This is a genomic window from Brachybacterium sp. NBEC-018 (assembly GCF_024860185.1).
Lineage (GTDB): Bacteria > Actinomycetota > Actinomycetes > Actinomycetales > Dermabacteraceae > Brachybacterium > Brachybacterium rhamnosum.
In genome coordinates, this window is the sequence record NZ_CP100650.1 from 91,801 (window position 1) to 115,005 (window position 23,205).

A 23,205-nucleotide genomic window follows, 5' to 3' on the forward strand; every position below is an offset into this window, starting at 1 on the left:
GGAAGGCCCTCTCCATGCTCACCTCGTCCCCCTCCGGCGACTCGGCCCCCGTCGAGTCCACCGAGGTCGTCGTCGTCGGCGCCGGCCAGTCCGGCATCGCCGCGAGCGCCCACCTCACCCGCCTGGGCATCCCCCACCTCGTCCTCGAGAAGGCCGAGGTCGCCGATCGCTGGCGGCACGGCCGCTGGGACTCCCTCGTCGCCAACGGACCCGCCTGGCACGATCGCTTCCCCGACATGGAGATCCCCGAGGTGGGTGCCGACGAGTTCGCCACCAAGGACCAGATGGCCGACTACTTCGGCGCGTTCGCGCGCAGCTTCGACGCCCCCGTGCGCACCGGCGTCGAGGTGCTCTCGGTCTCGAGGCGGGAGGGCGCCCCAGGGTTCCTCGTGGAGGCGAGCGAGGGCACCATCGCCGCGGGCAACGTGATCGCCGCGACCGGCCCGTTCCAGGTGCCCGTCTTCCCCCGCATCATCGGTGAGGACCTCATCCCCCACCAGATCCACTCCGCGGAGTACCGCAACCCGGACCAGCTCCCCGACGGAGGCGTGCTCGTGGTGGGCGCCGGATCCTCCGGCGCCCAGATCGCCGAGGAGCTCCGCGCGGCCGGGCGCCAGGTGCACCTCTCCGTGGGCCCCCACGACCGCCCGCCGCGCAGCTACCGGGGCCGCGACTTCGTCTGGTGGCTGGGCGTTCTCGGCAAGTGGGATGCCACCGCACCGGAATCGGACCACGTCACCATCGCGGTGAGCGGCGCCCGCGGCGGCCACACCATCGACTTCCGTGAGCTCGCCGCCGCCGGCATCACGCTCGTGGGACGCACCGAGCCCGCACTCGACGGCACCCTCCGCTTCGCCGACGACCTGCAGGGCAACATCACCGCCGGCGACGCCAACCTCCTCGAGCTCCTGGCGGAGGCCGACGCCTACGTCGAGGCGAACGGGCTGGATCTTCCCGAGGAGCCCGAGCTGCACGAGCTCGGCCCCCTGCCGGACTGCGTCACCGACCCGATGCGCTCGCTCGACCCGCGCGCAGCGGGTATCTCCTCGATCATCTGGGCGACGGGCTACGTCCAGGACTTCAGCTGGCTCCGGGTCGATGCCTTCGACGGGGCCGGCCGGCCCGCGCACCTGCGCGGCGTCTCCACGGAGTCCGGCATCTACTTCCTTGGCCTGCCATGGCTGTCGCGTCGCGGCTCCAGCTTCATCTGGGGCACCTGGCACGACGCGATGCACGTCGCCGATCACATCGCCACCCGCCGCCGGTACGCGCAGTACGCGCCGTCGGCGCAGGCCTCACCGACCTCGCCCGCCCCGTCCCATCCCGCTCAGCAGCTCCTGGAGGAGATCACCCGATGACCACGCACACGCGCATCCGCCCCTTCAACACGAAAGACACCTACCCCGAGCAGAACCTCGACAACGACCTGTGCCAGGCCGTCGTCGCCGGCGGTGTCGTCTACCTCCGCGGGCAGATCGGCCAGGACCTCGAGACCCGCGAGTCCGTCGGCATCGGCGACGTGGAGGCCCAGGCGGAGAAGGCCATGGCGAACATCGACATGCTCCTGCGCGAGGCTGGCAGCCGACTCGCGGACGTCGTCAAGGTGACCGTCTACCTCACCGACATCCGCTACCGGGAGACCGTGTACCGGGTGATGGGACGCTGGCTGAAGGGCGTGCACCCCGTCTCCACCGGGCTGGTCGTCGAGGCCCTCGCCCGCCCCGAGTGGCTCGTGGAGATCGACGCGACCGCCGTGATCAGCGACCCGGAGGACGACCACGAGGTGGCCGGCGCATGACCTTCTCGATCGTCGCCCGCGACGCTCGCACCGGCGCCCTCGGCATGGTGGTGAGCTCGTCCAGCCCCGCCGTCGCCTCGCGCTGCCTGCACCTGCGCGCCGGCGTCGGCGCCGTCGCCTCGCAGAACGTCACCAATCCCGCTCTGGGGCCCGCTCTCCTGGACCGGCTCGAGGCCGGGCTCCCGGCGAGCGCCGCGCTCGCCACCGTCATCGAGCAGGAGCCGCACGCCTCGTACCGCCAGCTCACCGTCGTCGACGCGCACGGCGGCACGGCGGAGCACTCCGGCGAGAACGCCCTCGGCACGCGCGCGAGCGCCATCGGCGACCAGTGCGTCGCCGCGGGCAACCTGCTCGCCGACGAAGCCGTCGTCCCCGCGATGGTCACGGCGTTCGAGGGCAGTGCCGGGGAGCAGCTCGAGCACCGCCTGCTCGCCGCCTTCCGCGCCGCCGTCGAGGCCGGCGGGGAGGCGGGTGAGATCCGCTCGGCCGGGCTCGCCGTCGTCGACGACGTCCCCTGGCGCACGACGGACCTCCGTGTGGACGACGCGGAGGATCCGCTCGCGGAGATCTCCCGCCTGCTCGAGCTGTGGATGCCGCAGAAGGCGGACTACCGCACCCGCGCCCTCGACCCGACGGCGGCACCCTCCTATGGCGTCCCGGGGGACGAGTGATGCCCGAGATCAGCGCGCCGGGCCACGACGGGGACCCCACCTCCTCGAGCCTGCTGCAGGCCGTCGAGACGGATGTCGACGACCTGCGGGAAGCGCTCGTCGAGACCAGCCACCACCTGCACGCGCATCCTGAGACGGCCTGGCAGGAGCACGACTCCGCGGCCTTCCTCACGGCTCGCCTCGACGAGTGGGGATTCACCGTGGAGCGCGGCGTCGCCGGGCTCCCCACGGCCTTCGTCGCCGAACACGGCACCGGGTCCCGCACGATCGGCCTCGTCGCCGAGTACGACGCCCTCCCGGGGCTCGGACACGCCTGCGGCCACAACGTCATCGCCGCCGCCGCGCTCGGCGCCGCCCACGCCCTGCAGGCGGTGGCGGACGAGCTCGACCTGCAGGTCCGCGTCATCGGCGCGCCCGCCGAGGAGGGCGGAGGCGGCAAGATCCCCCTCCTCGAGGCCGGAGTCTTCGACGGTCTCGAGCTCGCCATGATGATCCACCCCGGGCCGGCGGACGCCGTCCTGGCCCGTCCTCGCGCGGTCGCCCACGTCGACGTGGAGTACCAGGGCATGGCCTCCCACGCCGGCGCCTACCCGCACCTCGGCGTCAACGCCGCGGACGCCTTCACCGTCGCGCAGGTCGCCATCGGGCTGCTGCGCCAGCAGCTCCCCGACACGATCCGCGTCCACGGCATCGTCCAGGAGGCGGGCACGGCGCCGAACGCGATCCCCGGCAGCGCCCGCGGCTCCTGGTACGTCCGCGCGGACACACTTGAGGAGCTCGACGTGGCCTTCGAGCGGGTGCGCGCCTGCTTCGAGGCCGGGGCGACCGCCACGGGATGCTCGTGGGAGCTGCGGGAGACGAGCCCGCGCTATGCGGAGTTCCGCAACGACCTCGAGCTCGCCGAGATCTTCACCCGCCTCGCCGCCGCGCAGGGACGGGACATGGACCTCGCCGAGGACGGCCCTCGCGGCATGGCCACCGCCTCGACGGACATGGGCAACGTGTCCCAGCACGTCCGCGCGATCCACCCCTACCTCGGCATCGGTTCCCTGCCTGCGGTGAACCACCAGCCCGAGTTCGCGGCCGCCGCTGCGACGCCGGCCGCGGACAGGGCCGTGCGAGACGGGGCAGTGCTGCTCGCGCAGACCGTGGTCGAGATGCTCGCGGGCGGGGCGGACGAGGGCTGACCCCTCACCCCCTCGTCGCATCATGATCAGCCCGGCGTCGGTCCGCCTCGCACCGCCGGGTCACACACAGGGCCGCTCGGGCGAGACGGCCACCGTTCCCCGCTCCACGAGCTCTCCCTGCAGTGCGATGCGCTGAGGCGAGAGCATCTCGCTGACCTGCCCCTCTACGACGATGCGGACGGCGAGACGAGCGGCCTCCACAGCCTTCAGGGCGACGCTCGAGAGCGGAGGCTGGGTGGTGAGCGCGAGGACGTCGTCGCAGCCCACGACGCTGATCTGCTGAGGGACGAAGATCCCTCGACGGTGGAGCAGGTCGATCACCCCATGGGCGATGACGTCGTCGAAGGCGATCACCGCTGTGGGGCCGGCGCTGAGGATCTCGTCCCCGGCGACCATGGTGTCCACGTAGGTGCCGCTCTCGATGCGGAGCGAATGGAGATGCGCCCCGCTCCCCTGCAGCGCCGCGAGCACGGCGCCGTGCCGCTCCCCGTCGGACCAGGACCCGGCGGGACCGCCCACGTACGCGAACCGCCGGTGGCCGAGCTCGAGCAGGCGATCCATGCACTGGCTCAGGGCATCTCGCGCGCTCACGAGGATGCGTGCGGTGTCCGGCTCGTCGCGATTGATGAACAGCACCCGGCGCCGGTCCGTGAGCTCGACGAGCTCGTCCGAGGGGAGCCGGGAGCTGGCGATGATCAGGCTCTCGGACTGGGCGGCGAGGCGCGCGATGATGCGCTTCTCCCGGTCCACGTCCCCGTCGGTGTCGGCGATGAGCACCGTGTGCCCGGTCTCCTCGGCTGCTCGCTGGGCGGCGCGGATCATCGGCGGGAAGAAGGGGTTCGCGATGTCGGGGACGATCAGCCCGATGGTGCGAGGCACGCCAGTGCTGAGAGCGCGGGCGTGGACATTGGGAATGTAGCCGCGCTCCGCGGCGGCGGCGCGGATCCTCTCGACCGTCTCCGGTCTGAGCAGGCGCGGAGCGGTGAACGCCCGGGAGACGGTGGAGGACGACACCCCCAGGTCGCGGGCGATCTCGACGATCGTGGGAGCCTTCTTCACCCGACCGCCCGGCATGCCGTCATCGCCTCCTCCACCAGGGTCTCCGCGCTGCCCGCCGCGAAGGGCCCGGGCATCCCGTAGTAGCGGTGGGCGTCCTCGACCTCGTAGCCGCCGTACCGGTACTCCCCCGCCGTCGGCACGTATCCGGGGCACCCGTCGGCGTAGCCGAGCACCAGACACGTCCCTTCCACCTGCACCTCGATGGCGGCCGCGACGTCGAGGAAGGGCTCGCCCGGCAGCGTCACGATGGTCAGTCCCCCGAGCCGGAGCGCGCTGATGCGTCCCCGCCATGCGGTGCCCCCGGGCCTATGGCGGGCCCAGCGTATCCAGATGTCCAGAAGCGCCGCACGGCCAGCCTCCGCCGCGGGCCGCTCGGCGATCCAGGCGGCGAGGTCGGCCTCGATCTGCTGTCCGGTAGGGAGGTCGAAGTCCAGCATCACCGGACGTGAGCAGATGCCGAGCCCGTCGAGCTCCACGGGTGCCGGCGTCGAGGAGAGGGCGGCCTCGGCGATGGCCGTGCCCACCCGCTCCGCCTCCGCGAAGGTGCGGGTGCTCGATCCTTCGAGGCGGTAGGACGCCTCGGCCCGGTGGCCGGTGTTGACGTCGCCTGCGCAGCCGGTGGTGAACACGGCGACCGCTCCGGGATGCTCGAGCTCGACACGGCGTCGGACCGCGTCGATGTAGTCGGAGGAGAGCAGCTGATTGGTGCCGTCGAGCACCACGGGGTGGCAGGGGTAGGAGACCAGTGCGGCGACGACGCGCCCCTCGGAGCTGAAGCGGACCAGCGTGACGGGAGGGTCGATCTCCCGTCCGGGGTGCCGCCGGTTCTTCGCCACGCCCACCCCGTGCGCCGACTGCAGTGCGACCGTGCACGGCCGCCGGGCGGCGCGGGCGTCCAGGCCTGCCATCGCCGCTGCCAGCACGATCGTCCGTTCGATCTCCGGGGTGCAGGGCGTGAGCCGGTGCGGGGCCGAGCACGGACCGGCGTGCGTATGGGTCGCAGTGACGATCACCAGATCCGGCTGGTCGGGACGGACGGTCTCGGCGATCGAGCGACAGGTGCTCTCCTCGAGCACGCACACGTCGACGGCGATGATCACCGCCTCGTCGAGAGCGAGGGCGCGGGCGCCGAGCTCGTCGTGCTCACCCGTGCTCGGAGCGGTCCGCGCGGCGAAGCCGGACATCGGCACCGGCGACGCGATCCCCAGCGGCTGGACCGCCGCGCCGACGTCGATCATGGGCGCTCGATCAGGGCGCCGTGCCGCCAGACCTGCTGGATGGTCCCGTCGGCTGTGAGCGTCACGAGGTCGGCGACGGCGCCTGTGCGCAAGGTCGTGTCCCGGCCCAGGACTCGGCCCGGCGTCCTGGTGACGAGGGCGAGGGCGTCGTGGAGGGACAGGCTCGTGGAGCGGAGGACGAATCGGAGCCCGGCGGCGACATCGGAGGCGGCCCCGGCGAGCATCTCGGTGCCGACGTAGGAGAGGCGACCGTCCTCGGTCAGCTCGACCTCCCCGCCCACAGCGGTGCGGTGGAGACCCGGCTCCCGGCCGGCGAGCTCCGTGGCATCGGAGACCAGGAAGGCGCGGTCGGGTCCCTTGGCGCGCAGCATCACCTCGAGGGTCTCCGGCGGCAGGTGGTGCCCGTCGGCGATGAGCCCACAGGTGAGCCGGTCCTCGGCGAGCTGGGTCCAGATGGGGTTCGGGTGCCGTGCGAGACGGGGGAAGATCCCGTTCCCCAGGTGCGTGGAGAGCGACGCTCCCGCGTCCACGGCGGCCGTGATCTGCGGCGTGCTCGCATGGGTGTGCCCGACGGCCACCATCACGCCCCCGGTGACGATCCTCGCGATCTGCTCCGGGGCGTCGTCCGTGTGCGGGGAGACCGTGACCAGACCGACGGGTCCCGCGCTCTGCCATCGGGTGACCTCGTCGGCGTCGAGGGGCCGGATCTGCTCGATGTCGTGGACCCCGCGTGGGCCGTCCTCGGCGGAGAGGAACGGCCCTTCCACATGGGCGAAGGGGATGGCATGGGCGAGGGCCGGGGAGGACGCACGCGTCTCGGCGATGCACCGCAGCGCGTGGCAGATGGCCTCCTCGGACGCCGTGACGATCGTGGGCACCCAGGTGGTGACACCGATGCCGGCGAGCGCGTCGCTCATCGCCGTGATCCGCTCCGCCGAGACTTCCGGACCGTTGATGTCGATGCCGCCGAACCCGTTGACCTGGAGGTCGATGAGGCCCGGTGCGAGGAAGGGGAGGTCCTCCCCGGCCTCCTGCGGGCGCCGGGTCATCCGAGTGATCGCGGTGTCGACCTGGAGCTCGAGCACGTCACCGGTCGCGGGATCGAGGCCGTGGATCGTGGTGGTCACAGCCACCTCACCCGGCCGGTGAAGTCGGCGATGAACCTGTTGTTCGCCTCGTCCCCGCCCGGGGCGTTGCCGGATCGCCAGATGGGCGGGTCGATGCCTCGCTCGGCGAGCAGCGCCACGGTGGTCGCCATCAGCCAGTTCATGGTGAACGCGTTCGCGAAGGTCGAGACGGCTCCCGTCCTCTCCGCGACGCCGTCGATCTCGAGGACGGCGTCGCCCACCGGCACTTTCGTGTCGATGTGCAGGTCGACGACCTCGTGCAGGTTCTTCCTCGTGGGGTGACGTGCGGGATGCTCCGGGGCGGTCGAGTCCGCGTGAAGTCGGCTCGAGACGCCGATGACCGTGCATCCGCGCTCCGACGCCGTGAGCGCGGCGTCGATGAGGGCGGCGTTGATCCCGTACGCGTTGACGAGGATCAGCAGGTCGCCGGTCCCGAGGTGGTGGGACTCGATGACGATCCTGCCGTATCCGGGGTTGCGCTCGATCGCCATGGAGCGCAGGGCACCCCCGGAGAGGAGGGTCCCTTCGTCGAGGATCGCGGCGACATGCATGAGACCGCCCGCACGGAAGAAGACCTCCTGCGCTGCGAGGTTCGAATGACCTCCTGGGCCGTAGACGTGCACCAGGCGGTCCTGGGCGATGTGCGAGGCGAGGACGTCCGCCGCAGCGGCGACGGCTTCCTTCTCCTCGCGGCGGATGCGGCTCATCAGATCGGTGACCGCGTCCAGGTAGGCATCGGCGAGGGCACCGGCGGGCTGATCGGTCATCGGGGATCCGCCTCCTGGTCGACGAACAGGTGGACGTCGGGGTGCGTGCGCAGCGCGGTCCCCGGATGGTTCCCGGAGATGGGCTGGTGCACGGCATCGTGGACCGCCTGGCGCTTCACGGCCGTGGGTACGGACACGACGATACGACGGGCGTGGAGCAGCCGCGGGATCGTGACGGTGATCGCGTGGGCGGGCACCTCGTCGACCGAGGAGAAGTGACCCTCGTCGACCTGCTGCCGGCGGGAGACCAGGTCGAGCTCGACCACGCGAGCGGTCAAGGGGTCCTCGAGGTCCGCTGGGGGATCGTTGAAGGCGAGGTGGCCGTTGACCCCCAGCCCGCACAGCGTGACGTCGAAGGGCTCGTCGCCCATCGTCTCCCGGTAGGAGGAGGCCGCCTGCTCCGGGTCGGCGGTGACGTCGATGCGGTGGAAGCTGCGGGGCGTGACGCGACGGAAGAGCTCGTGCTCGAGCCAGTTCCCGAATCCCTGTGAGGCATCGGGGGCGAGTCCGATGTAGTCGTCCATGTGGAAGCAGTCGATCGTGGAGAAGTCGATGTCCTCGGCGGCGAGAGCGTGAAGCGTCGCGGACTGGCTGGGGGCGGCGGCCAGCATGAGGCGGGCGCTGCCCCGGCGTGAGATGGCATCGCGGAGCACGGGTGCGGCGGCCCGTGCCGCCGCCGCCCCCATCTCGTCGAGCGTCGGGTGGGCGTGGACCGTGAGCGGGTGGTCGGGGGTCGTCAACGCGGGGTCTCCTCTGTCGTCCGGGGGGTCTCGAGCGCGTTCAGCAGCAGCAGCGATCGCGCGATGTGCATCGGATCCTTGACCGGGAGCGCCACGACGTCGTCGAGGGGCTGCCCGTCCCTGGTCCTGATCTGGATCCATTCGCGCCCGTCGGGGTCGGGGAAGGTGGCGAAGGTGTACTCGCGCACCCGGCGCGCCCAGCTGGCGAGCTCGGGAGAGGCGGTGCGCCGCGCGAGCAGGGCGGTCGCGTACACGGCCTCGGCGTGGACCCACCAGAGCTTGGTGTCCCAGGTGCGCTGCACGAGGGCCTCGTAGGGGGTCTCCAGGAGCCGGCCGACGGGTCTGCCTCCGTCCTCGCGATCGGTGTATCGGAGCAGGCCTCCCTCCTGGTGGTCCCACCCGGTCTCGAGGGCGCAGAGGGCGAGTGAGGTGAGGAGCGCGTCGGGGACGGTGATCTGGTCGCTGCGGTCGGAGACGTGCACGAGCATCCAGAGCAGCTCGAGCAGATGTCCGGGCGTGACGTGACGTGCCAGGAGCGTGTCGTCGGTGGAGGGCTGATCGGGTAGGAACTCCCACCAGTGATCCGCTCCGAGGAAGGTGTCCCCGTCCCCGAGCAGATCGTGGTGCGCCTGGTCGATGATGCGGCGGGTGCTCTCATTCGGCGCCGCCCGCTCCAGCTCTCCAGCCACGTGCAGGAGTGTCATCGGGCCGGCGAGGTCCCGGAACCCGGTGGGGACCGGGTAGGGCTCGCTCTTCGCGGTGCGCCGGCGGATCGACACGGCGGCCTGCTCCAGCGTCCGTGTTGCCTGGTCGATCCATGCACGGGGATCGGCTGCCGAGGTCCGCGCAGCGCCGGCGAGCCCGAGGACGGCGAAGAGGTCCGCGAAGACGCTGGTGGCGTACTCGCCGTGCTCGTCAGCGAGGTGCCGGCCGTGATCATCGAGGCGGAAGCTGGTGCGGCCGTCGGGGAGGAAGGCGTGGTCGGCGAGGAACCCAGCGGTGCGCGCAGAGCGGTCCCGCCAGAGGGCGCTGTCACCGCTCACGCGGCCGAGGTCGATCTCGTCGGCCACGAGCGCACAGGTCCAGGCCCAACGTCCTTGGGACCAGGTGTACTTCTCGCGGTTGAGGAGCTCGCCTCGGTTGGTGAAGCAGGTGTGGACGCCGCCGAGCGCGTCGTCGGCCCCTTCCCTGCTCCACCATTCCAGGACGTCCGTCTCCAGATGGGCGCGGAGGTCGCTCATCGAGCTGCCGCGGCTGCCGACGTGGGTGCAGCCGGCGCGTCGCTGCCGAGGGAGTCGACGAGATCGTCGACCTCGGCGCTGTGGGCGGGGCGGACGAACCCGTAGCCGATGAACACGATGATCGAGCAGAGCACGGGGGCGGCGACCGTGATGGCCTGTGCGGAGGCGGTCCCCAGCGCGTCGATCGGTCCGGCGAGCACGTACTTGTTCAGCGCGAAGACGGTGAGTCCCACGGCCCAGGAGGTGATCGCCGCGGCTGATCCGGAACGGCGGAACGCCGGCAGCAGTCCCAGCAGCATCGGGACGGCGATGGGACCCACGAGCGCGCCGAACCAGGCGATGAGCAGGCCGAGCACACCGCCGAAGCTGTCCGCGGTGAGGGCGATGCCCATCGAGAGGGTGATGAACAGGAAGGTCGTCAGGCGGGCCATGAACAGCTCCCTGCGTTCCGGCAGGAAGCCCCGATCGCGCCGGAGGGCCGGGATGATGTCACGCACGACGACGGAGGAGATGGCGTTCGCGTCGGACGCGGTCATCGCCATGGTGTGGGAGAACATGCCGGCGAGGACCAGACCGATGAGTCCCGCAGGCAGCAGCTGCTGGGCGAGCAGCGCATAGGACTGCTCGGGGTCCGCGAGGTCCGGCAGGAAGAGGGGCGCGGCCCACATGGGCACGAACAGCACCAAAGGCCAGATCAGGTAGAGCACGCCGGAGAAGATCATCGAGCGACGGGCGGCTGCGCCGTTCTCCGTGGCGATCATGCGCATGGCGAGGTTCCAGGTGCCGCCGTTGTAGGACAGCGTCGAGATCACGCAGTAGGCGAGGAAGAACCAGACGGTGAGGTCCCCGTTGAACGGGAGGGCGTGTCCTTCGGGAAGCTGGTCCCACATCGTCCACAGCGACGAGATGCCGCCCAGCTTCACCATGACGATCGCCAGCATCGCGAGGGCGGCGACGAGCTGGATGATGAACTGGCCGAGATCGGTGAGGACGTCCGCCCAGATGCCACCGATCGTCGAGTAGACCATCGTGACGCCACCGACGACGAGGATGCCCCACGCGATCGGAAGGCCCGCGAAGACCTGCAGCAGGATCGCGCTGGCGACCCACTTGGCGGCGACGTCGAAGACCTTGAGCACAGCACCGGACCAGGCGAGGAGCTGCTCCGTGGGGACGTTGAAGCGCTTCGCAAGGTACTCCAGCGGGGAGATGATGCCCAGTCGCCGGCGGAGCCGAGGCCAGCGGGGCGCGAACAGCCATGCGCCGATGCTGCAGGCCACGGTGATGCTCAGGGCCCACCAGACGTAGACCGCGAAGCCCGTGGTGTAGGCGAGCGCCGCGTAACCGACGAAGACCGCCGCCGAGTAGCCCGACATGTGGTGGGAGATGCCCACGAGCCACGCCGGGAGCTTTCCGCCTGCGACGTAGAAGTCAGAGGCGTCGCTGATCTTCGATTTCGCATAGACACCGATCAGCACCATCACCACGAAGTACGCGGCGATGACGAACCAGTCCAGGACAGCCATGGTGCTCCCTCATCTCTCATCTGCGATGTGATGGGGGCGACAGTCCCATGCAAACGTGTGCAGGGAAGCGGTCCCGCAGACCGTGACCTCTTCGTGATGCACGAAGCGATCAGTCGAGCAGGCTCAGCGCCGGTCGGCCTCGCCTCACTCCTCCCAGCGCACCTCGCCCGCGGTCTTGTCCTCCCGCCACCCGCGCCAGACGGGGTGGCGGAGGCGGCCGTCGGCCGTGCGCTCGGTGTGCTGGACCTCGGCCACGAGGTCCGCGCGCACCCACTCGGCGTCGCGCCGGTCCGCAGAGGGCACGTCATCGACCGGAGGCGTCTTCCGAGTCCGGGAGGAGAGCGTGGCGGCGATCTGCTCGAGTTCGCGATCGCTGAATCCGGTGCCCACGCGTCCGGCGTAGCGCAGCTCGCCGTCCAAGTCGGGGACGGCCAGCAGCAGGGAGCCGATGCCGCCGGCCCGGCTGCCCTTGCCGTGCCGCCAGCCGATGACGACCACTTCCTGGTGCCGGGCGTTCTTGATCTTGATCCAGGTGCGGCTGCGCTTGCCGGGCCGGTACACGCTCGTCTCCCTCTTCGCCATGACACCTTCGAGCTGCAGCTCCTTCGAGAGCGCGATCGCATGGTCGACGTCGCCGTGGTCCGCGTGCGGCAGCTGCACGTGCCCGCTCGGCTCGGCCAGGTCGAACAGGGCGTCCCGGCGCTCGCGGTACGGGGTGCGCAGCAGCGAGTCCCCGCCGCGCACGAGCAGGTCGAAGAGCATCACATGGACCTCCACGTCCTGGCGGGCCCGCTCCACGTCCCGTGGACGGGTCAGGCCCAGGCGCTGCTGGAGGCGAGGGAAGGACGGCCGGTCGCGGGCGTCGAGCGCGACGATCTCCCCGTCGAGCACGGTCTCGCCGGCCGCGAGCGCATCGGGGTCGATCACGCCCTCCAGCTCGGCGAGCTCGGGGAAAATCGCGGTCAGGTCCGTGCCGGCGCGGCTGGTGAGACGCACGGCGCCGGCCGTGACGGTCGCGATGACGCGCACGCCGTCCCACTTCATCTCGAAGGCCCAGTCGTCCTGGTCGCGGATGTCCTCGCGGCTGCCCAGGGTGGCGAGCATCGGAGAGATCGGCTCCCCCATCGTCACCGCACCGGCTCCCTCGTCGGATGCCGCATCGGGGGACGCGGCGCGGGCGGGTTCGGCCCCGGGCTGGTCCTTCATGAGGTGTAGCAGCCACTGGGCGCGCGCCTTCTCCTTCGCCGCCCGGCTCGTCCCCTTCCCACCCATGCCGCCGGTGTGCACGAACGTGAAGCGGCGCGGCACCCCGCCGAGCCCGCCGTCCTCGCGGCCGTGGCAGACGGCGATGATCTCCTCCCCCTCGCGCCATTTCTCGATCTCGACGGTGCCGGTGTCCCAGATGGTGACATCGCCGCCCCCGTACTCGTCCTTCGGGATGCTGCCCTCGAAGGTGCCGTACTCGAGCGGATGGTCCTCCGTCTGCACGGCCAGGCGGTTCACGTCCACATCCAGCGGCGGCCCCTTGGGCACGGCCCAGGAGACCAGCACGCCGTCGTGCTCGAGGCGCACGTCCCAGTGCAGGCTCGAGGCGTGATGCTCCTGGATCACGAACATCGGCTCCTCCGCATCGAGCGCGTGCTGCGCGGCCTCGGTGCCCGGCCCGTGCTCGGGGACGGGCTCGGGAGTCCGAGCGGCGTCGCGCTTGGAGCGGTAGACCTCCAGGCGGTCCCGCGTGCCACGATCCTCGTCGGCGTGCGAGCCGTCGCCGGTCAGTCCCAGGCCGGAGATCGGATCGACGCCGTCCTCGACGCGCCGCAGGACCTCCTCGAGCTCCAGCTGCTCGAGCTCCGGGTCCTCGATCTCCTCCCAGGTGCGGGGCGCGGCGACCGTGGGCCGCAGACGCCCCCGCAGCGAGTACGGGCACACGGTGGTCTTGTGGCCGTTGTTCTGGGACCAGTCCACGAGCACCTTGCCCGCGCGCCGCGACCTCGTCATGTCGCTGAGGACCTCGTCGGGGTGATCCTCCTCGAGGGACCGGGCGAGCTCGTGGGCCACCCGGGCGACCTCCTCAGCCGCCGCGGAGCCGTCCAGGGGCGCATACAGGTGGATGCCCTTCGAGCCGGAGGTGACCGGGAAGGACGCCATCCCCATGCCGTCGAGGATCTCGCGGCACCAGCGGGCGACGGGCGCAGTCCGCCAACCCCGCGCCCTCGCCCGGGTCGAGGTCCAGCACGAGTCGGTCGGGGTCCGACGGTGCGAGATCCGCGTCGAAGCGCCACTGCGGGGTGTGGATCTCGAGGGCTGCCAGCTGCGCGAGCCATACGAGCACGGCCGGCTCGTCGACCAGGGGGTAGGTCGAGGTGCCGTCCCGGTGCTCGATGTCCGCGCGCGGCACCCAGTCCGGGGCGTGGTCCTCGAGGTCCTTGCGGAAGAAGACCTTCCCGGGATGCTCGGCGGTGCCCACGCCGTCGACCCAGCGCTTGCGGGTGGCGGGGCGGCGGGCGGCCTGCGGGATCATCACCCCGGCGACGCGCCGGTAGTAGTCCAGCACCTCGCCCTTGGTGGTGCCCGTGGAGGGGTAGAAGACCTTCTCGAGGTGCGAGACCCTCAGCGGGCGACCGCCGACCTCGACCTTCTGCTCACCGATAGCCATGCCTCCACTGTGCCCCTCCCCCGGCGATCCGTCACGGGTCCCCTCCCCCTCGGCCCCGCACCACTGGCCAGGCGACGCGAGACGTGGTGCCATGGAGCATGCGCGCGATATGGAGCGGTGAGATCACGTTCGGGCTCGTCAACGTCCCCGTGAAGCTCTACGGGGCGACCCGGTCGCACGACCTCTCCTTCCACCAGGTCCACGACGAGGACCAGGGACGCATCCGGTACCAGCGCACCTGCGAGGTCTGCGGGCGCGAGATCGACTACGAGCACATCGACAAGGCCTATGACGACGGGGACAAGACCGTCGTGCTCACCGACGAGGAGCTCGCGGACCTGCCGGCAGAGGACAACGACGAGATCGACGTCGTCCAGTTCGTCCCCGGTGACCAGGTGGACCCGATCCTGCTGGGGACCTCCTACTTCCTCGAGCCCGTGGGCCGCTCCTCGAAGGCGTACGTGCTGCTGCGCCGCACCCTCGAGGACACCGAGCGCACGGCCGTGGTCACCTTCACCCTGCGCTCCAAGACCCGCCTGGGGGTGCTGCGGGTGCACGAGGACCTGCTCGCCCTGCAGACGCTGCGCTGGCCGACCGACCTGAAGGACGTCGAATTCGGCCCGTCCCGGACCACGATCAGTGCGAAGGAGCGGAAGATGTCCGCCGCATTGGTCGAGCAGTTCAGCGGGGACTTCGACCCCGCGCAGTTCACCGACGAGTACCAGGAGCAGCTGCGCGAGCTGGTCGACGCCAAGCTCGAGGAGGGCGACTCCGTCGACACCGAGGCGACGTTCGGCGAGGACACCTCCGACGACGACGCGGACGACGGGAAGGTCATCAGCCTGATGGACGCCCTCGAGCGCAGCGTGCAGAGACGGCGGGGTGCGACGGAGAAGAAGGAGTCCCCGACGACGAAGAAGGGCTCGACGACGAAGAAGAGGTCGTCGGGGAAGAAGGGCTCGACGACGACACGCTCCTCGAAGAGATCCGGATAGGCCCTGCCGGAGTCCTCCGCCGGAGATGCCCCCGCAAGAGCCGTGGTACCGACCGGTCGGACGCACCCTTGGCCCTTACGGGTGATCCCCGTTACGTTGGGGAACCGCGAACCAGGAGGGATCTCCCGTGAGAGCAGTGACATGGCAGGGGACGACCGAGGTGAGCGTCGAGGACGTCCCTGATCCTGCGCTCCAGGCGCCGGGGGATGCGATCGTCAGGATCACGTCGACGGCGATCTGCGGCTCGGATCTGCACCTGTACGAGGTTCTCGGCCCGTACATGACGGCGGGCGACGTCCTCGGGCACGAGGCGATGGGGATCGTCGAGGAGGTCGGCCCGGGGGTGACGCGCGTGCGCCCCGGCGATCGCGTCGTCGTCCCCTTCACCATCTCGTGCGGAGAGTGCTGGATGTGCACCCGCGGGCTCCAGTCCCAGTGCGAGACCACTCAGGTCACCGACCACGGATCAGGCGCAGCCCTGTTCGGGTTCTCGAAGCTCTACGGACAGGTCCCCGGCGGCCAGGCCGAGTACCTGAGGGTCCCTCACGCGGACTATGGCCTGATCACCGTCGGCGCCGACCTCCCCGATGAACGGTATCTCTTCCTCAGCGACATCCTTCCCACCGCCTGGCAGGGGGTGATGTATGCCGATGTGCCCGAGGGAGGAACGCTCGCCGTTCTCGGCCTCGGCCCCGTGGGACAGTTCGCCGCGCGGATCGGAGTGCACCTCGGGAGCCGGGTGCTCGCCATCGATCCAGTCCCCGAACGCCGCGAGATGGCGGCGCGTCACGGGGTGGAGGTCGTCGATGAAGGCCCGGAGGGGATCGAGGCCATCCGGGAGGCCACCGCGGGACGAGGGCCGGATGCCGTGGTCGACGCCGTCGGTATGGAGGCCCATGGCAGCCCGATCGCGCGTACCGCACACCAGATCGTGGGCCACCTGCCGAAGGCGGCGGGCAGGAAGGCGATGGAGACCGTCGGGGTGGACCGTCTCGCGGCGCTGCATACGAGCATCGACCTGGTGCGCCGAGGCGGGACGGTGTCGCTCAGCGGCGTCTACGGTGGTACCGCGAGCCCGATGCCGCTGCTGTCGATGTTCGACAAGCAGATCCAGCTCCGGATGGGCCAGTGCAACGTCCGCTCGTGGACCGAGGACCTCCTCCCTCTCGTGGAGGACGCCGACGATCCGCTGGGAGTGACGGACCTCGTCACCCATCGCCTGCCTCTCGAGGAGGCATCTGCTGCGTACGCGCTGTTCCAGAAGAAGCACGACGGCTGCATCAAGGTCGTGCTGGACCCCGGACGTCGCTGACCACAGCTCGTGGCCTCACGGGAATCGTCGAAGAGAGGAATGACCATGGCATCAGACCAGCTGACCTTCCAGAATCCGGTCGAGCGCTTCCCGGAGATCACCCCTCCGGAGCAGGACCAGCCCGAGCCGGGCCTCGATGCGGCGCTCGTGCCCCAGACCGATCGCGGGGAGCACTCCTACCGCGGCACCGGACGTCTCGAGGGTCGGCGTGCGCTGATCACGGGAGCGGACTCCGGCATCGGAGCAGCGGTCGCCATCGCCTTCGCCCGCGAAGGTGCTGACGTCGCGCTGTCCTACCTGCCTGCGGAAGAGGAGGACGCGCAGTACATCAGTCGTGTCATCGAGGAGAGCGGCCGCACGGCTCTCCGGCTGCCCGGCGACCTCGCGGACCCCGAGTACTGCCGAGCCGTGGTCGACGAGGCGGCCGCCGGGCTCGGCGGCCTCGACGCACTCGTGAACAACGCGGGCCGACAGATCTCGGTCGAGCGCGTCGAGGATCTCGACGACGAGCAGTGGACGTCGACCTTCGAGGTGAACATCCGGGCGATCTACCGGGTCTCGAAAGCGGCGCTGCGACACCTGGAACCGGGATCGACGATCGTCAACTCGACCTCGATCCAGGCCTACAACCCCTCACCTCATCTTCTCGACTACGCCTCGACCAAGGCGGCGATCAACAACTTCACCAAGGGTCTCGGGCAGCAGCTCGCACCTCGGGGGATCCGGGTCAACGCCGTCGCCCCCGGACCCATCTGGACCCCTCTGCAGGTCTCTGACGGCCAGCCCAAGGACGCACTTCCCGACTTCGGGAAGAGCACCCCCCTGGGCCGGGCCGGACAGCCCACCGAGCTCGCGCCCGCCTACGTCTTCCTCACCTCGCCGGAGTCCAGCTACGTCATCGGCGAGACTCTCAATGTGAACGGGGGAACCCCGAGCCCCTGAGCACGCCTGGCGAAACGGTTCTCGTCGAACGTCGAGCACGCAGACGGCCTCGCTCGCTGCGGATCCGACGGCGACGAGGACTCGCAGGCCCATGAAGAACTCACCACAGGAGGATCACCATGACCAGCACCCCCATGCATCACCCCGATGACGACACCCAGCCCGTCCCGGAGGACCAGGGCAGAGCCCACCACGACAAGCACAGCACCGGCGATCCGGTGGACGAGGAGACCAAGCGTCTCTCCGAGGACGAAGCCGCCCAGCACGACGGGCCTGCCGAAGCACAGGACACCGATGCCGGCGAGAGCGGCGGCTACGGTCACTGAGCCGACCCCACGCCCGCCTCATGGCGACCCGGACGTCCGCGCGGTTCAGCTCCCGGAGAGCAGCACCGCGCAGCAGCTGGAGAAACGTCCGGTCGACGAGGAGCCCGATCAGCTCCCAGATGCTGACCTTCCGGCGGGGCGCCGGGGCGCTCATGTGCGGCTCCGTCGGGCGGCGGCATGGAGGGCGAGGATCATGCGGCCTCCCGGGTCCGAGGGCGGAGGGGCGCTCGCAGTCTAGAGAGCGTGCACGGGTAACCTCGCACGGTGCCCCCTTCCCGCCGTTCCAGCACCCGCCGCCGTCGGCCCTCCCGTCGCGGCGGATCGAGCTCCTCGACCCGGCCGCTGCCCTTCGCGGGCCCGGGTGAGCGGCTGTGGGTGCTCGACGTCCCGTACGGCACGCAGGTCGAGGGCGCCACCTGGCATCCCGCGGTGAGGATGCACCTGCACGTGGGCCGCACCCTGCCCGCGCACCTCGCGCCCTATGCGCCGGGCCCGCACACCCTGGGCCGCTTCCTCGAGAACCAGCTCAACCCCGATTCCCCCACGCCGATCCCGGAGCCGGAGGAGGACTTCGAGCCGCGGCTGAACCAGTACGAGGCGGCCGATGCGATCGCGGAGCGCGCCGCGGCGGGCGGCCGGCAGTTCCTGCTGGCGGACGAGCCGGGCGTCGGCAAGACGATCTCCGCGGTGCTCGGCGCGAGCGCGGTGGGTGACCTGCGGGGCGCGGAGCGGGTGCTCGTGGTCGCGGACCGCCCGGCGGCGATCACCATCGGCCACTGGTGCCGCACGATCACGGCGCTCGGCGACAGCGGCCTGGAGTGGGTGGTGATCACCTGGGACCGGCTGGAGAAGGTCGCCGGATACGACTGGGACGTGATCATCGCCGACGAGGCGCACGCCCTGCGCCGCACCACGACGAAGCGCTGGAAGCTGTGGGCGAAGATCTCGGGTCATGGCGCCGCGCACGAGAATGCGCCGTTCGTCATCGTCACGACCGCGACGCCCGGCCACACGCCGCTCGAGCTGCCCTACCTCGCCCCCGCCTACGCGCAGGTGCACGGGGAGCCGATGAAGGAGTGGACCTCGGTGAAGCAGCCGGCGGCGGATTTCGCCGATGCCCTCGAGCGGCACGGCATCGCGCTGGAGAAGGGCCGCTACGGGGCGACGTGGACGGCCGACGCGACCCGCCGCTCGGAGGACCTCGCCCGCGTGCGCGGCTGGCTCGCCGACGCCCGGCCGACGGCGATGCTGCACCGCGCGGCGCCCTGGGGGCCGGTGCCGATCTCGGGCATGCCGGTGACGCTCACGCCTGCGGAGCGCTCTGCTTACGAGGCCGAGTGGGGCGAGTTCTGCCGCGAGATGGACGTGGCCCGGCGCGGCCGGAACACGGCGAAGGGCCGGGCGGCGCTGCTGCGGTTCCGGCAGAAGGCGGGCCTGATCCGCGTGGACTCGACGGTCGCGTGGATCGGTCAGCAGGTCGAGGCGGGCCGCCAGGTGGCGTGCTCGGTCGAGTTCGTGACGACGGCGGCGGATCCGATCGCGGACCGGCTGCGGGACGCGGGGCTCGAGGTCGCCTCGATCTACGGCCGGGACCGCTTCGACGTCGAGGCGGAGCGGCTGCGATTCCAGCGGGGCGAGGCGAGCGTCTGCGTGTTCACGACGGTCGCCTCGATCAGTCTGCACGCCGGGGAGACGCTGCCCGGCGGGGAGTCGGCGAGCACCGATCCGCGCGTGGGCGTCTTCCACCAGGCGCGGTTCTCCGGCATCGCGGGCCGGCAGGTCACGGGCCGCACGCATCGCGACCACCAGGTCTCCCCCTGGCACATCGCCTACGCGCAGGGAACCGTCGAGGAGCAGGTCAGCAAGGTGATGGTGGAGCGGATCGCCGCAGCCTCGGACACCGTGGGCGGGGACACCGAGAGCCTCGAGGGCGTCGTCCAGCTGCTCGGCGCGGACTGGCTGCCCTCCGCGAGCCTCACCGAGGGCGGCGCCTGACGCCGACCAGCGGCCGGGCCTGCGCGGTCCGATCAGCGTCCGCCCGCTCCTTGACACATGGCCATCAACAGGCAAAGAGTGGGTCAACGGAAGCCATCGACGCCTCGAGCGCCTGGCGGACGTGGGGGTTGCTGCCGCGTGCGCCGACGGATCCGGGGCACTGAGGAAGGACCGATCGTCCATGACCCGCATCCGTCATCTCGCCGCCGTCGCCGCCATCGGCCTGGCCGGGACCGCCGTCGCCCCGTCGGCCCTCGCCCTCGAGCCGGCCACCGCGCCCGCCGCGAGCCAGAGCACCACCGCCTCGAGCACGGCCGCCACGACCACCGCCATCAGCCCCGTCGGCTACGCCGATCGCACGATCCGCGCGTTCGGCGCCGGCGACGACATCGACCTCGCGACATACACGACGGCCGACGCCCGCCGCACGATCATCGCCCACGAGGGAGGCGCCAAGCACTGGCAGCGCACCTCCGCCGAGGGCGCGGCCGGCCACGTATACGTGAGCTACCTGAACACCGAGACGGGCGACGAGCTCACCATCGGCGTGGACATCTCCGACGGCACGGGCCACGACCACCTCGTCGACACCGCCCGCTGACCCGGGTCTCGACCTCCGACGAGCCTGCCGCCCGACGGCCCCGACGGCCCCGGCGGCCCCAGCGGCCCCAGCGGCCCCCGCGGCTCCGGCGGCCCCGGCGGCCCCGGCGGCCCCGGCGGCCCCGGCGGCCCCGGCGGAGGACGGTACGTCTCTCGAAAACCCGTTACATCATGTACATGATGTAACGGGTTTTCGCGGGAGGCCCCCGCCCCATCGCGGCCCCGACGCCCCGCCGCCGCCCGCGGGCTCACCAGGGGGCGAGCTGCACGCCCCTCCGGTCCTCGACGGCGGCGAGAACGTCGAGCATCGTCTCGGCGAGCTCGAGGCGCACCTCGCGATGCGCGGCGCTGGCCCACAGGTTCACGAGCTCCCCCGGATCGGCCTCGAGGTCGTACAGCTCCCCCGTGCGCTCGCGACCCTCCGCCGCATGGTGGGCGATGAGCTTCCAGCTGCCGCGGCGCAGCATCGTCAGGTGCGCCGAGGGGTTCGCGGGGTCCCCGCTCGAGCGGTACTGGCTGAGCGCCCAGTCCCGCCACGCCCCCTCCTCGCCGCGCAGCAGCGGCACGAGGCTCTCCCCCTGGTAGGAGCGGGGCCGCTCCACCCCGGCGGCCTCGAGGAAGGTGGGCGCGAGATCCACCCACTGCACGAGCTCGCTCCGACGCAGGCCCGCGGGGACCACCCCGGGCCAGCGGACGATCAGCGGCACCTTCACCGAGCAGTCGTAGAGGAAGGGGCCCTTGCGCAGCATCTGGTGATCGCCCAGCAGCTCGCCGTGGTCGCTCGTGAACACGACGATCGTGCACTCCGCGAGGCCCTCCTCCTCGAGCGCGGCGAGGATCCGCCCCACCTCGTCGTCCACGAGGGTCACCATCGCGTAGTACGCCCGGCGCACCTCGTCGAGCCCCGCCTCGTCGAGATCCGCGAAGCTCGGCATGCCTCCTCCCCCGTGGAGTGACGTCCAGCGCTGGATCTCCGGCTTGCTCTCGAGCTCCCCGTCGCGGGTGTTCACGGGCGGCAGCTCGACGTCGTCGTAGCGGCGCAGGTACTCCTCCGGCGCGCCGAAGCCGTGGTGCGGGTCGAAGAAGTTCGCGACGAAGAGGAACGGCTCATCCGACCGGCGGTCCGTGCGGAGGAAGGAGATCGTCTCCTCCGCGATCCAGTGGCTGTAGTGGGCCTCCGTGGGCAGCGCATCGAAGCGGTCGTTGTCCTCGAGGGCGTGCGCGTACAGGTCCGGATGCGCGGCCCGCAGCCAGCGGTGGTACGCGTTCTCGCTCGAGCCGGGGTAGGGATCGTGCGCCCAGCGGAACACGCGGAACCCGTCCACCACCCGCGGCTCGGTGCGCCCGTGGAAGCAGGAATGCAGATGGAGCTTCCCCACGAGGCCGCAGTCGTAGCCGGCCTCGGCGAGCTCGGCGGAGACCAGGCGCGTCCCCGGCGCGATGTCCACGCCGTTCTCGTACAGGCCGTGGGCGGAGACGTAGCTGCTCGTCATGAGGCTCGCGCGCGAGGGTGAGCACACGGGGTTCTGCACGTAGCAGTTCTCGAACAGGGCACCCTGCGCGGCGAGGCGGTCCAGGTGCGGGGTGCTCACGGCCGGGTTCCCGGCGGCGCCGACCATGTCGAAGCGCTGCTGGTCGGTGGAGATGAGCAGGACGTTCGGCCTCATGGTATGAGCTCCTCGGCGCGGCGCTGCGCCTCCAGGTGGGTGCGTGCCCGGGTCAGCGCGCGGGGCCGCCCCGCTGGGCGAGCTTGTCCTTGATGCCGCGGATGGTCCTCCCCAGGCCCGTCGGCTCCGCCTCGTCCTCCGAGGGGAGCTCCACGTAGTCGACGATCGCGCGCATCGTCGCGACGTCGATGCTGGGCGTGCCCGCCTCGAGCATGCTGCCGATCCGGTGGCCGACGAGCTTCTCGAGCTTGTCCGCAGCGGCGTCGCCGCGCTCGTCGCGCACGGAGTCCAGGCGCTGCCGGAGAAGCCGTGCAGCGACCTCGGAGGCGGGCACGGGCTCGGGATGTCCGGCGACGGTGATCTGTTCCAACTTCAGTCCCCACGGGTCGAGATCGGGAGCGCGCCGCTGGCCGGGCGCGCCCGCCGGGCGGCTGCGACCGGCTCTTCCACAGTACCGGGAGCGGGCGGAATCCGGCAGAACAACCGGACCGCCCGGCCGCGTCAGCGCACGCCGACCGCCGCCCGCGGGATCACCAGCGGCGCCCCGGTCTCCGGATCGGGCATGACCCGGCACGGCAGGTCGTAGACCTCCTCGACGAGCTCGGCGGTGAGCACCTCCCCCGGCGGCCCGGCCGCGACGACCGCGCCGTCCTTCATGACCACGAGATGGTCCGCGAAGCGGGCCGCCTGGTTGAGGTCGTGGAGGACCACGACGACGGTGCGGTCCAGCTCGGAGCGGAGCCGCTCGAACAGCTCGAGCAGCCCGTACTGGTGCGTGATGTCGAGGAAGGTGGTGGGCTCGTCCAGCAGCAGGACCGGCGTCTCCTGGGCGAGGGCCATCGCGACCCACACCCGCTGCCGCTGGCCACCGGACAGCTCGTCGACGAGGCGCCCGGCGAGGTCGCCGGTGCCGGTCGCCTCGAGGGCGGCGACGACGGCGGCCTCGTCGGTCGCGGACCACCGGTCGAACATGCCCTGATGGGGGTAGCGGCCGCGGGCCACGAGATCCGCGACCCGGATGCCGTCCGGCGCGAGGGAGGTCTGCGGGAGCAGGCCCAGGCGGGTCGCGAGCCGCCGCGTGGGCACCGTGCGGATGTCCGTCCCGTCGAGCAGCACGGAGCCGGACATCGCGGGGAGCACACGCGCCGCGGCCCGCAGCAGCGTGGACTTCCCGCACGCGTTGGGGCCGATGATCGCGGTGTACGAGCCGCGCTCGATCCGCAGGTCCACCCCCTCGCAGACCACCCGCTGCTCGTACCCGACCCGCAGCGAGCGGGTGCTCAGGGCGGCCTCGCCCGCGGTCACTGTCATCGTGGTCCCTCCCGGGGGGTGGTCGGTCGTGCCCGCGACGGGGCGGG

The 23,205-nt window shown here is 71.4% G+C and carries 20 protein-coding genes and 1 pseudogene; 10 read left to right on the forward strand and 11 right to left on the reverse strand.

Annotation, left to right across the window (positions count from 1 at the left end):
• The first annotated feature begins 14 nt into the window (after positions 1-14).
• From NLU66_RS00395 to NLU66_RS00410, 4 genes are read left to right on the forward strand one after another with little or no spacing between them, the layout of a single operon-like run.
• Positions 15-1,358 carry a flavin-containing monooxygenase gene (locus NLU66_RS00395; protein WP_259360987.1) on the forward strand — a complete coding sequence of 448 codons (1,344 nt, stop codon included), beginning with the start codon at positions 15-17 and terminating at the stop codon, positions 1,356-1,358.
• Positions 1,355-1,798 carry a RidA family protein gene (locus NLU66_RS00400; protein ID WP_259360988.1) on the forward strand — a complete coding sequence of 148 codons (444 nt, stop codon included), beginning with the start codon at positions 1,355-1,357 and terminating at the stop codon, positions 1,796-1,798. The genes NLU66_RS00395 and NLU66_RS00400 overlap by 4 nt, the downstream gene beginning before the upstream one ends.
• Positions 1,795-2,469, forward strand: coding sequence for a DUF1028 domain-containing protein (locus tag NLU66_RS00405; RefSeq protein WP_259360989.1), 675 nt, complete (start codon positions 1,795-1,797; stop codon positions 2,467-2,469). Before NLU66_RS00400 ends, NLU66_RS00405 begins: the two co-directional genes overlap by 4 nt.
• The gene (locus NLU66_RS00410; protein ID WP_259360990.1) at positions 2,469-3,656 is read left to right on the forward strand and encodes an amidohydrolase; all 1,188 of its coding nucleotides are present in this window, start codon (positions 2,469-2,471) and stop codon (positions 3,654-3,656) included. The genes NLU66_RS00405 and NLU66_RS00410 overlap by 1 nt, the downstream gene beginning before the upstream one ends.
• A 60-nt stretch (positions 3,657-3,716) precedes the next feature.
• Here the strand turns inward: NLU66_RS00410 and NLU66_RS00415 are convergent, their stop codons facing one another.
• The 8 genes and pseudogenes from NLU66_RS00415 to NLU66_RS00450 form a co-directional block, all read right to left on the reverse strand.
• Positions 3,717-4,730, reverse strand: a complete 1,014-nt coding sequence (locus tag NLU66_RS00415; protein ID WP_259360991.1) for a LacI family DNA-binding transcriptional regulator — start codon at positions 4,728-4,730, stop codon at positions 3,717-3,719.
• Positions 4,712-5,953: a hypothetical protein gene (locus NLU66_RS00420; protein ID WP_259360992.1), complete on the reverse strand. Its 1,242-nt coding sequence runs from the start codon at positions 5,951-5,953 to the stop codon at positions 4,712-4,714. The genes NLU66_RS00415 and NLU66_RS00420 overlap by 19 nt, the downstream gene beginning before the upstream one ends.
• Positions 5,950-7,080 carry an N-acetylglucosamine-6-phosphate deacetylase gene (locus NLU66_RS00425; RefSeq protein ID WP_259360993.1) on the reverse strand — a complete coding sequence of 377 codons (1,131 nt, stop codon included), beginning with the start codon at positions 7,078-7,080 and terminating at the stop codon, positions 5,950-5,952. The genes NLU66_RS00420 and NLU66_RS00425 overlap by 4 nt, the downstream gene beginning before the upstream one ends.
• Positions 7,077-7,847: a sugar isomerase domain-containing protein gene (locus NLU66_RS00430; RefSeq protein ID WP_259360994.1), complete on the reverse strand. Its 771-nt coding sequence runs from the start codon at positions 7,845-7,847 to the stop codon at positions 7,077-7,079. Before NLU66_RS00430 ends, NLU66_RS00425 begins: the two co-directional genes overlap by 4 nt.
• Positions 7,844-8,587 (reverse strand): 6-phosphogluconolactonase, encoded by a 744-nt coding sequence (locus NLU66_RS00435; protein WP_259360995.1) that lies wholly within the window; start codon positions 8,585-8,587, stop codon positions 7,844-7,846. The genes NLU66_RS00430 and NLU66_RS00435 overlap by 4 nt, the downstream gene beginning before the upstream one ends.
• A complete protein-coding gene (locus NLU66_RS00440; RefSeq protein WP_259360996.1) occupies positions 8,584-9,828 on the reverse strand; it encodes an AGE family epimerase/isomerase in 1,245 nt (414 codons plus the stop codon). Before NLU66_RS00440 ends, NLU66_RS00435 begins: the two co-directional genes overlap by 4 nt.
• Positions 9,825-11,354: a sodium:solute symporter family protein gene (locus NLU66_RS00445; protein WP_259360997.1), complete on the reverse strand. Its 1,530-nt coding sequence runs from the start codon at positions 11,352-11,354 to the stop codon at positions 9,825-9,827. The genes NLU66_RS00440 and NLU66_RS00445 overlap by 4 nt, the downstream gene beginning before the upstream one ends.
• 144 nt (positions 11,355-11,498) lie before the next feature.
• Positions 11,499-14,010: pseudogene (locus tag NLU66_RS00450) on the reverse strand (ATP-dependent DNA ligase).
• A 98-nt stretch (positions 14,011-14,108) separates the two neighbouring features.
• Between NLU66_RS00450 and NLU66_RS00455 the strand changes: the two are divergent.
• From NLU66_RS00455 to NLU66_RS00480, 6 genes are all read left to right on the forward strand, one after another.
• On the forward strand, positions 14,109-15,005 hold the full coding sequence (locus tag NLU66_RS00455) for a Ku protein (protein ID WP_259360998.1): 897 nt from the start codon (positions 14,109-14,111) through the stop codon (positions 15,003-15,005).
• Positions 15,006-15,132: 127 nt separating this feature from the next.
• Entirely contained in the window at positions 15,133-16,317 is a 1,185-nt protein-coding gene (locus NLU66_RS00460) for a zinc-dependent alcohol dehydrogenase (protein ID WP_259360999.1), read from the forward strand.
• Positions 16,318-16,362: 45 nt separating this feature from the next.
• Complete coding sequence (locus NLU66_RS00465; protein WP_259361000.1) at positions 16,363-17,259, forward strand: SDR family oxidoreductase; 897 nt, start codon at positions 16,363-16,365, stop codon at positions 17,257-17,259.
• Positions 17,260-17,378: 119 nt separating this feature from the next.
• Positions 17,379-17,585: a hypothetical protein gene (locus NLU66_RS00470; RefSeq protein ID WP_259361001.1), complete on the forward strand. Its 207-nt coding sequence runs from the start codon at positions 17,379-17,381 to the stop codon at positions 17,583-17,585.
• A 264-nt stretch (positions 17,586-17,849) separates the two neighbouring features.
• Complete coding sequence (locus NLU66_RS00475) at positions 17,850-19,580, forward strand: helicase (protein ID WP_259361002.1); 1,731 nt, start codon at positions 17,850-17,852, stop codon at positions 19,578-19,580.
• Between the two features lie 181 nt (positions 19,581-19,761).
• Entirely contained in the window at positions 19,762-20,181 is a 420-nt protein-coding gene (locus NLU66_RS00480; RefSeq protein WP_259361003.1) for a hypothetical protein, read from the forward strand.
• A gap of 247 nt (positions 20,182-20,428) precedes the next feature.
• Here the strand turns inward: NLU66_RS00480 and NLU66_RS00485 are convergent, their stop codons facing one another.
• The 3 genes from NLU66_RS00485 to NLU66_RS00495 form a co-directional block, all read right to left on the reverse strand.
• Complete coding sequence (locus NLU66_RS00485; protein ID WP_259361004.1) at positions 20,429-21,847, reverse strand: sulfatase-like hydrolase/transferase; 1,419 nt, start codon at positions 21,845-21,847, stop codon at positions 20,429-20,431.
• A 52-nt stretch (positions 21,848-21,899) separates the two neighbouring features.
• Positions 21,900-22,217 (reverse strand): hypothetical protein, encoded by a 318-nt coding sequence (locus NLU66_RS00490; RefSeq protein ID WP_259361005.1) that lies wholly within the window; start codon positions 22,215-22,217, stop codon positions 21,900-21,902.
• 131 nt (positions 22,218-22,348) lie between these two features.
• Positions 22,349-23,158 carry an ABC transporter ATP-binding protein gene (locus tag NLU66_RS00495; RefSeq protein ID WP_259361006.1) on the reverse strand — a complete coding sequence of 270 codons (810 nt, stop codon included), beginning with the start codon at positions 23,156-23,158 and terminating at the stop codon, positions 22,349-22,351.
• Between the last annotated feature and the right edge of the window lie 47 nt (positions 23,159-23,205).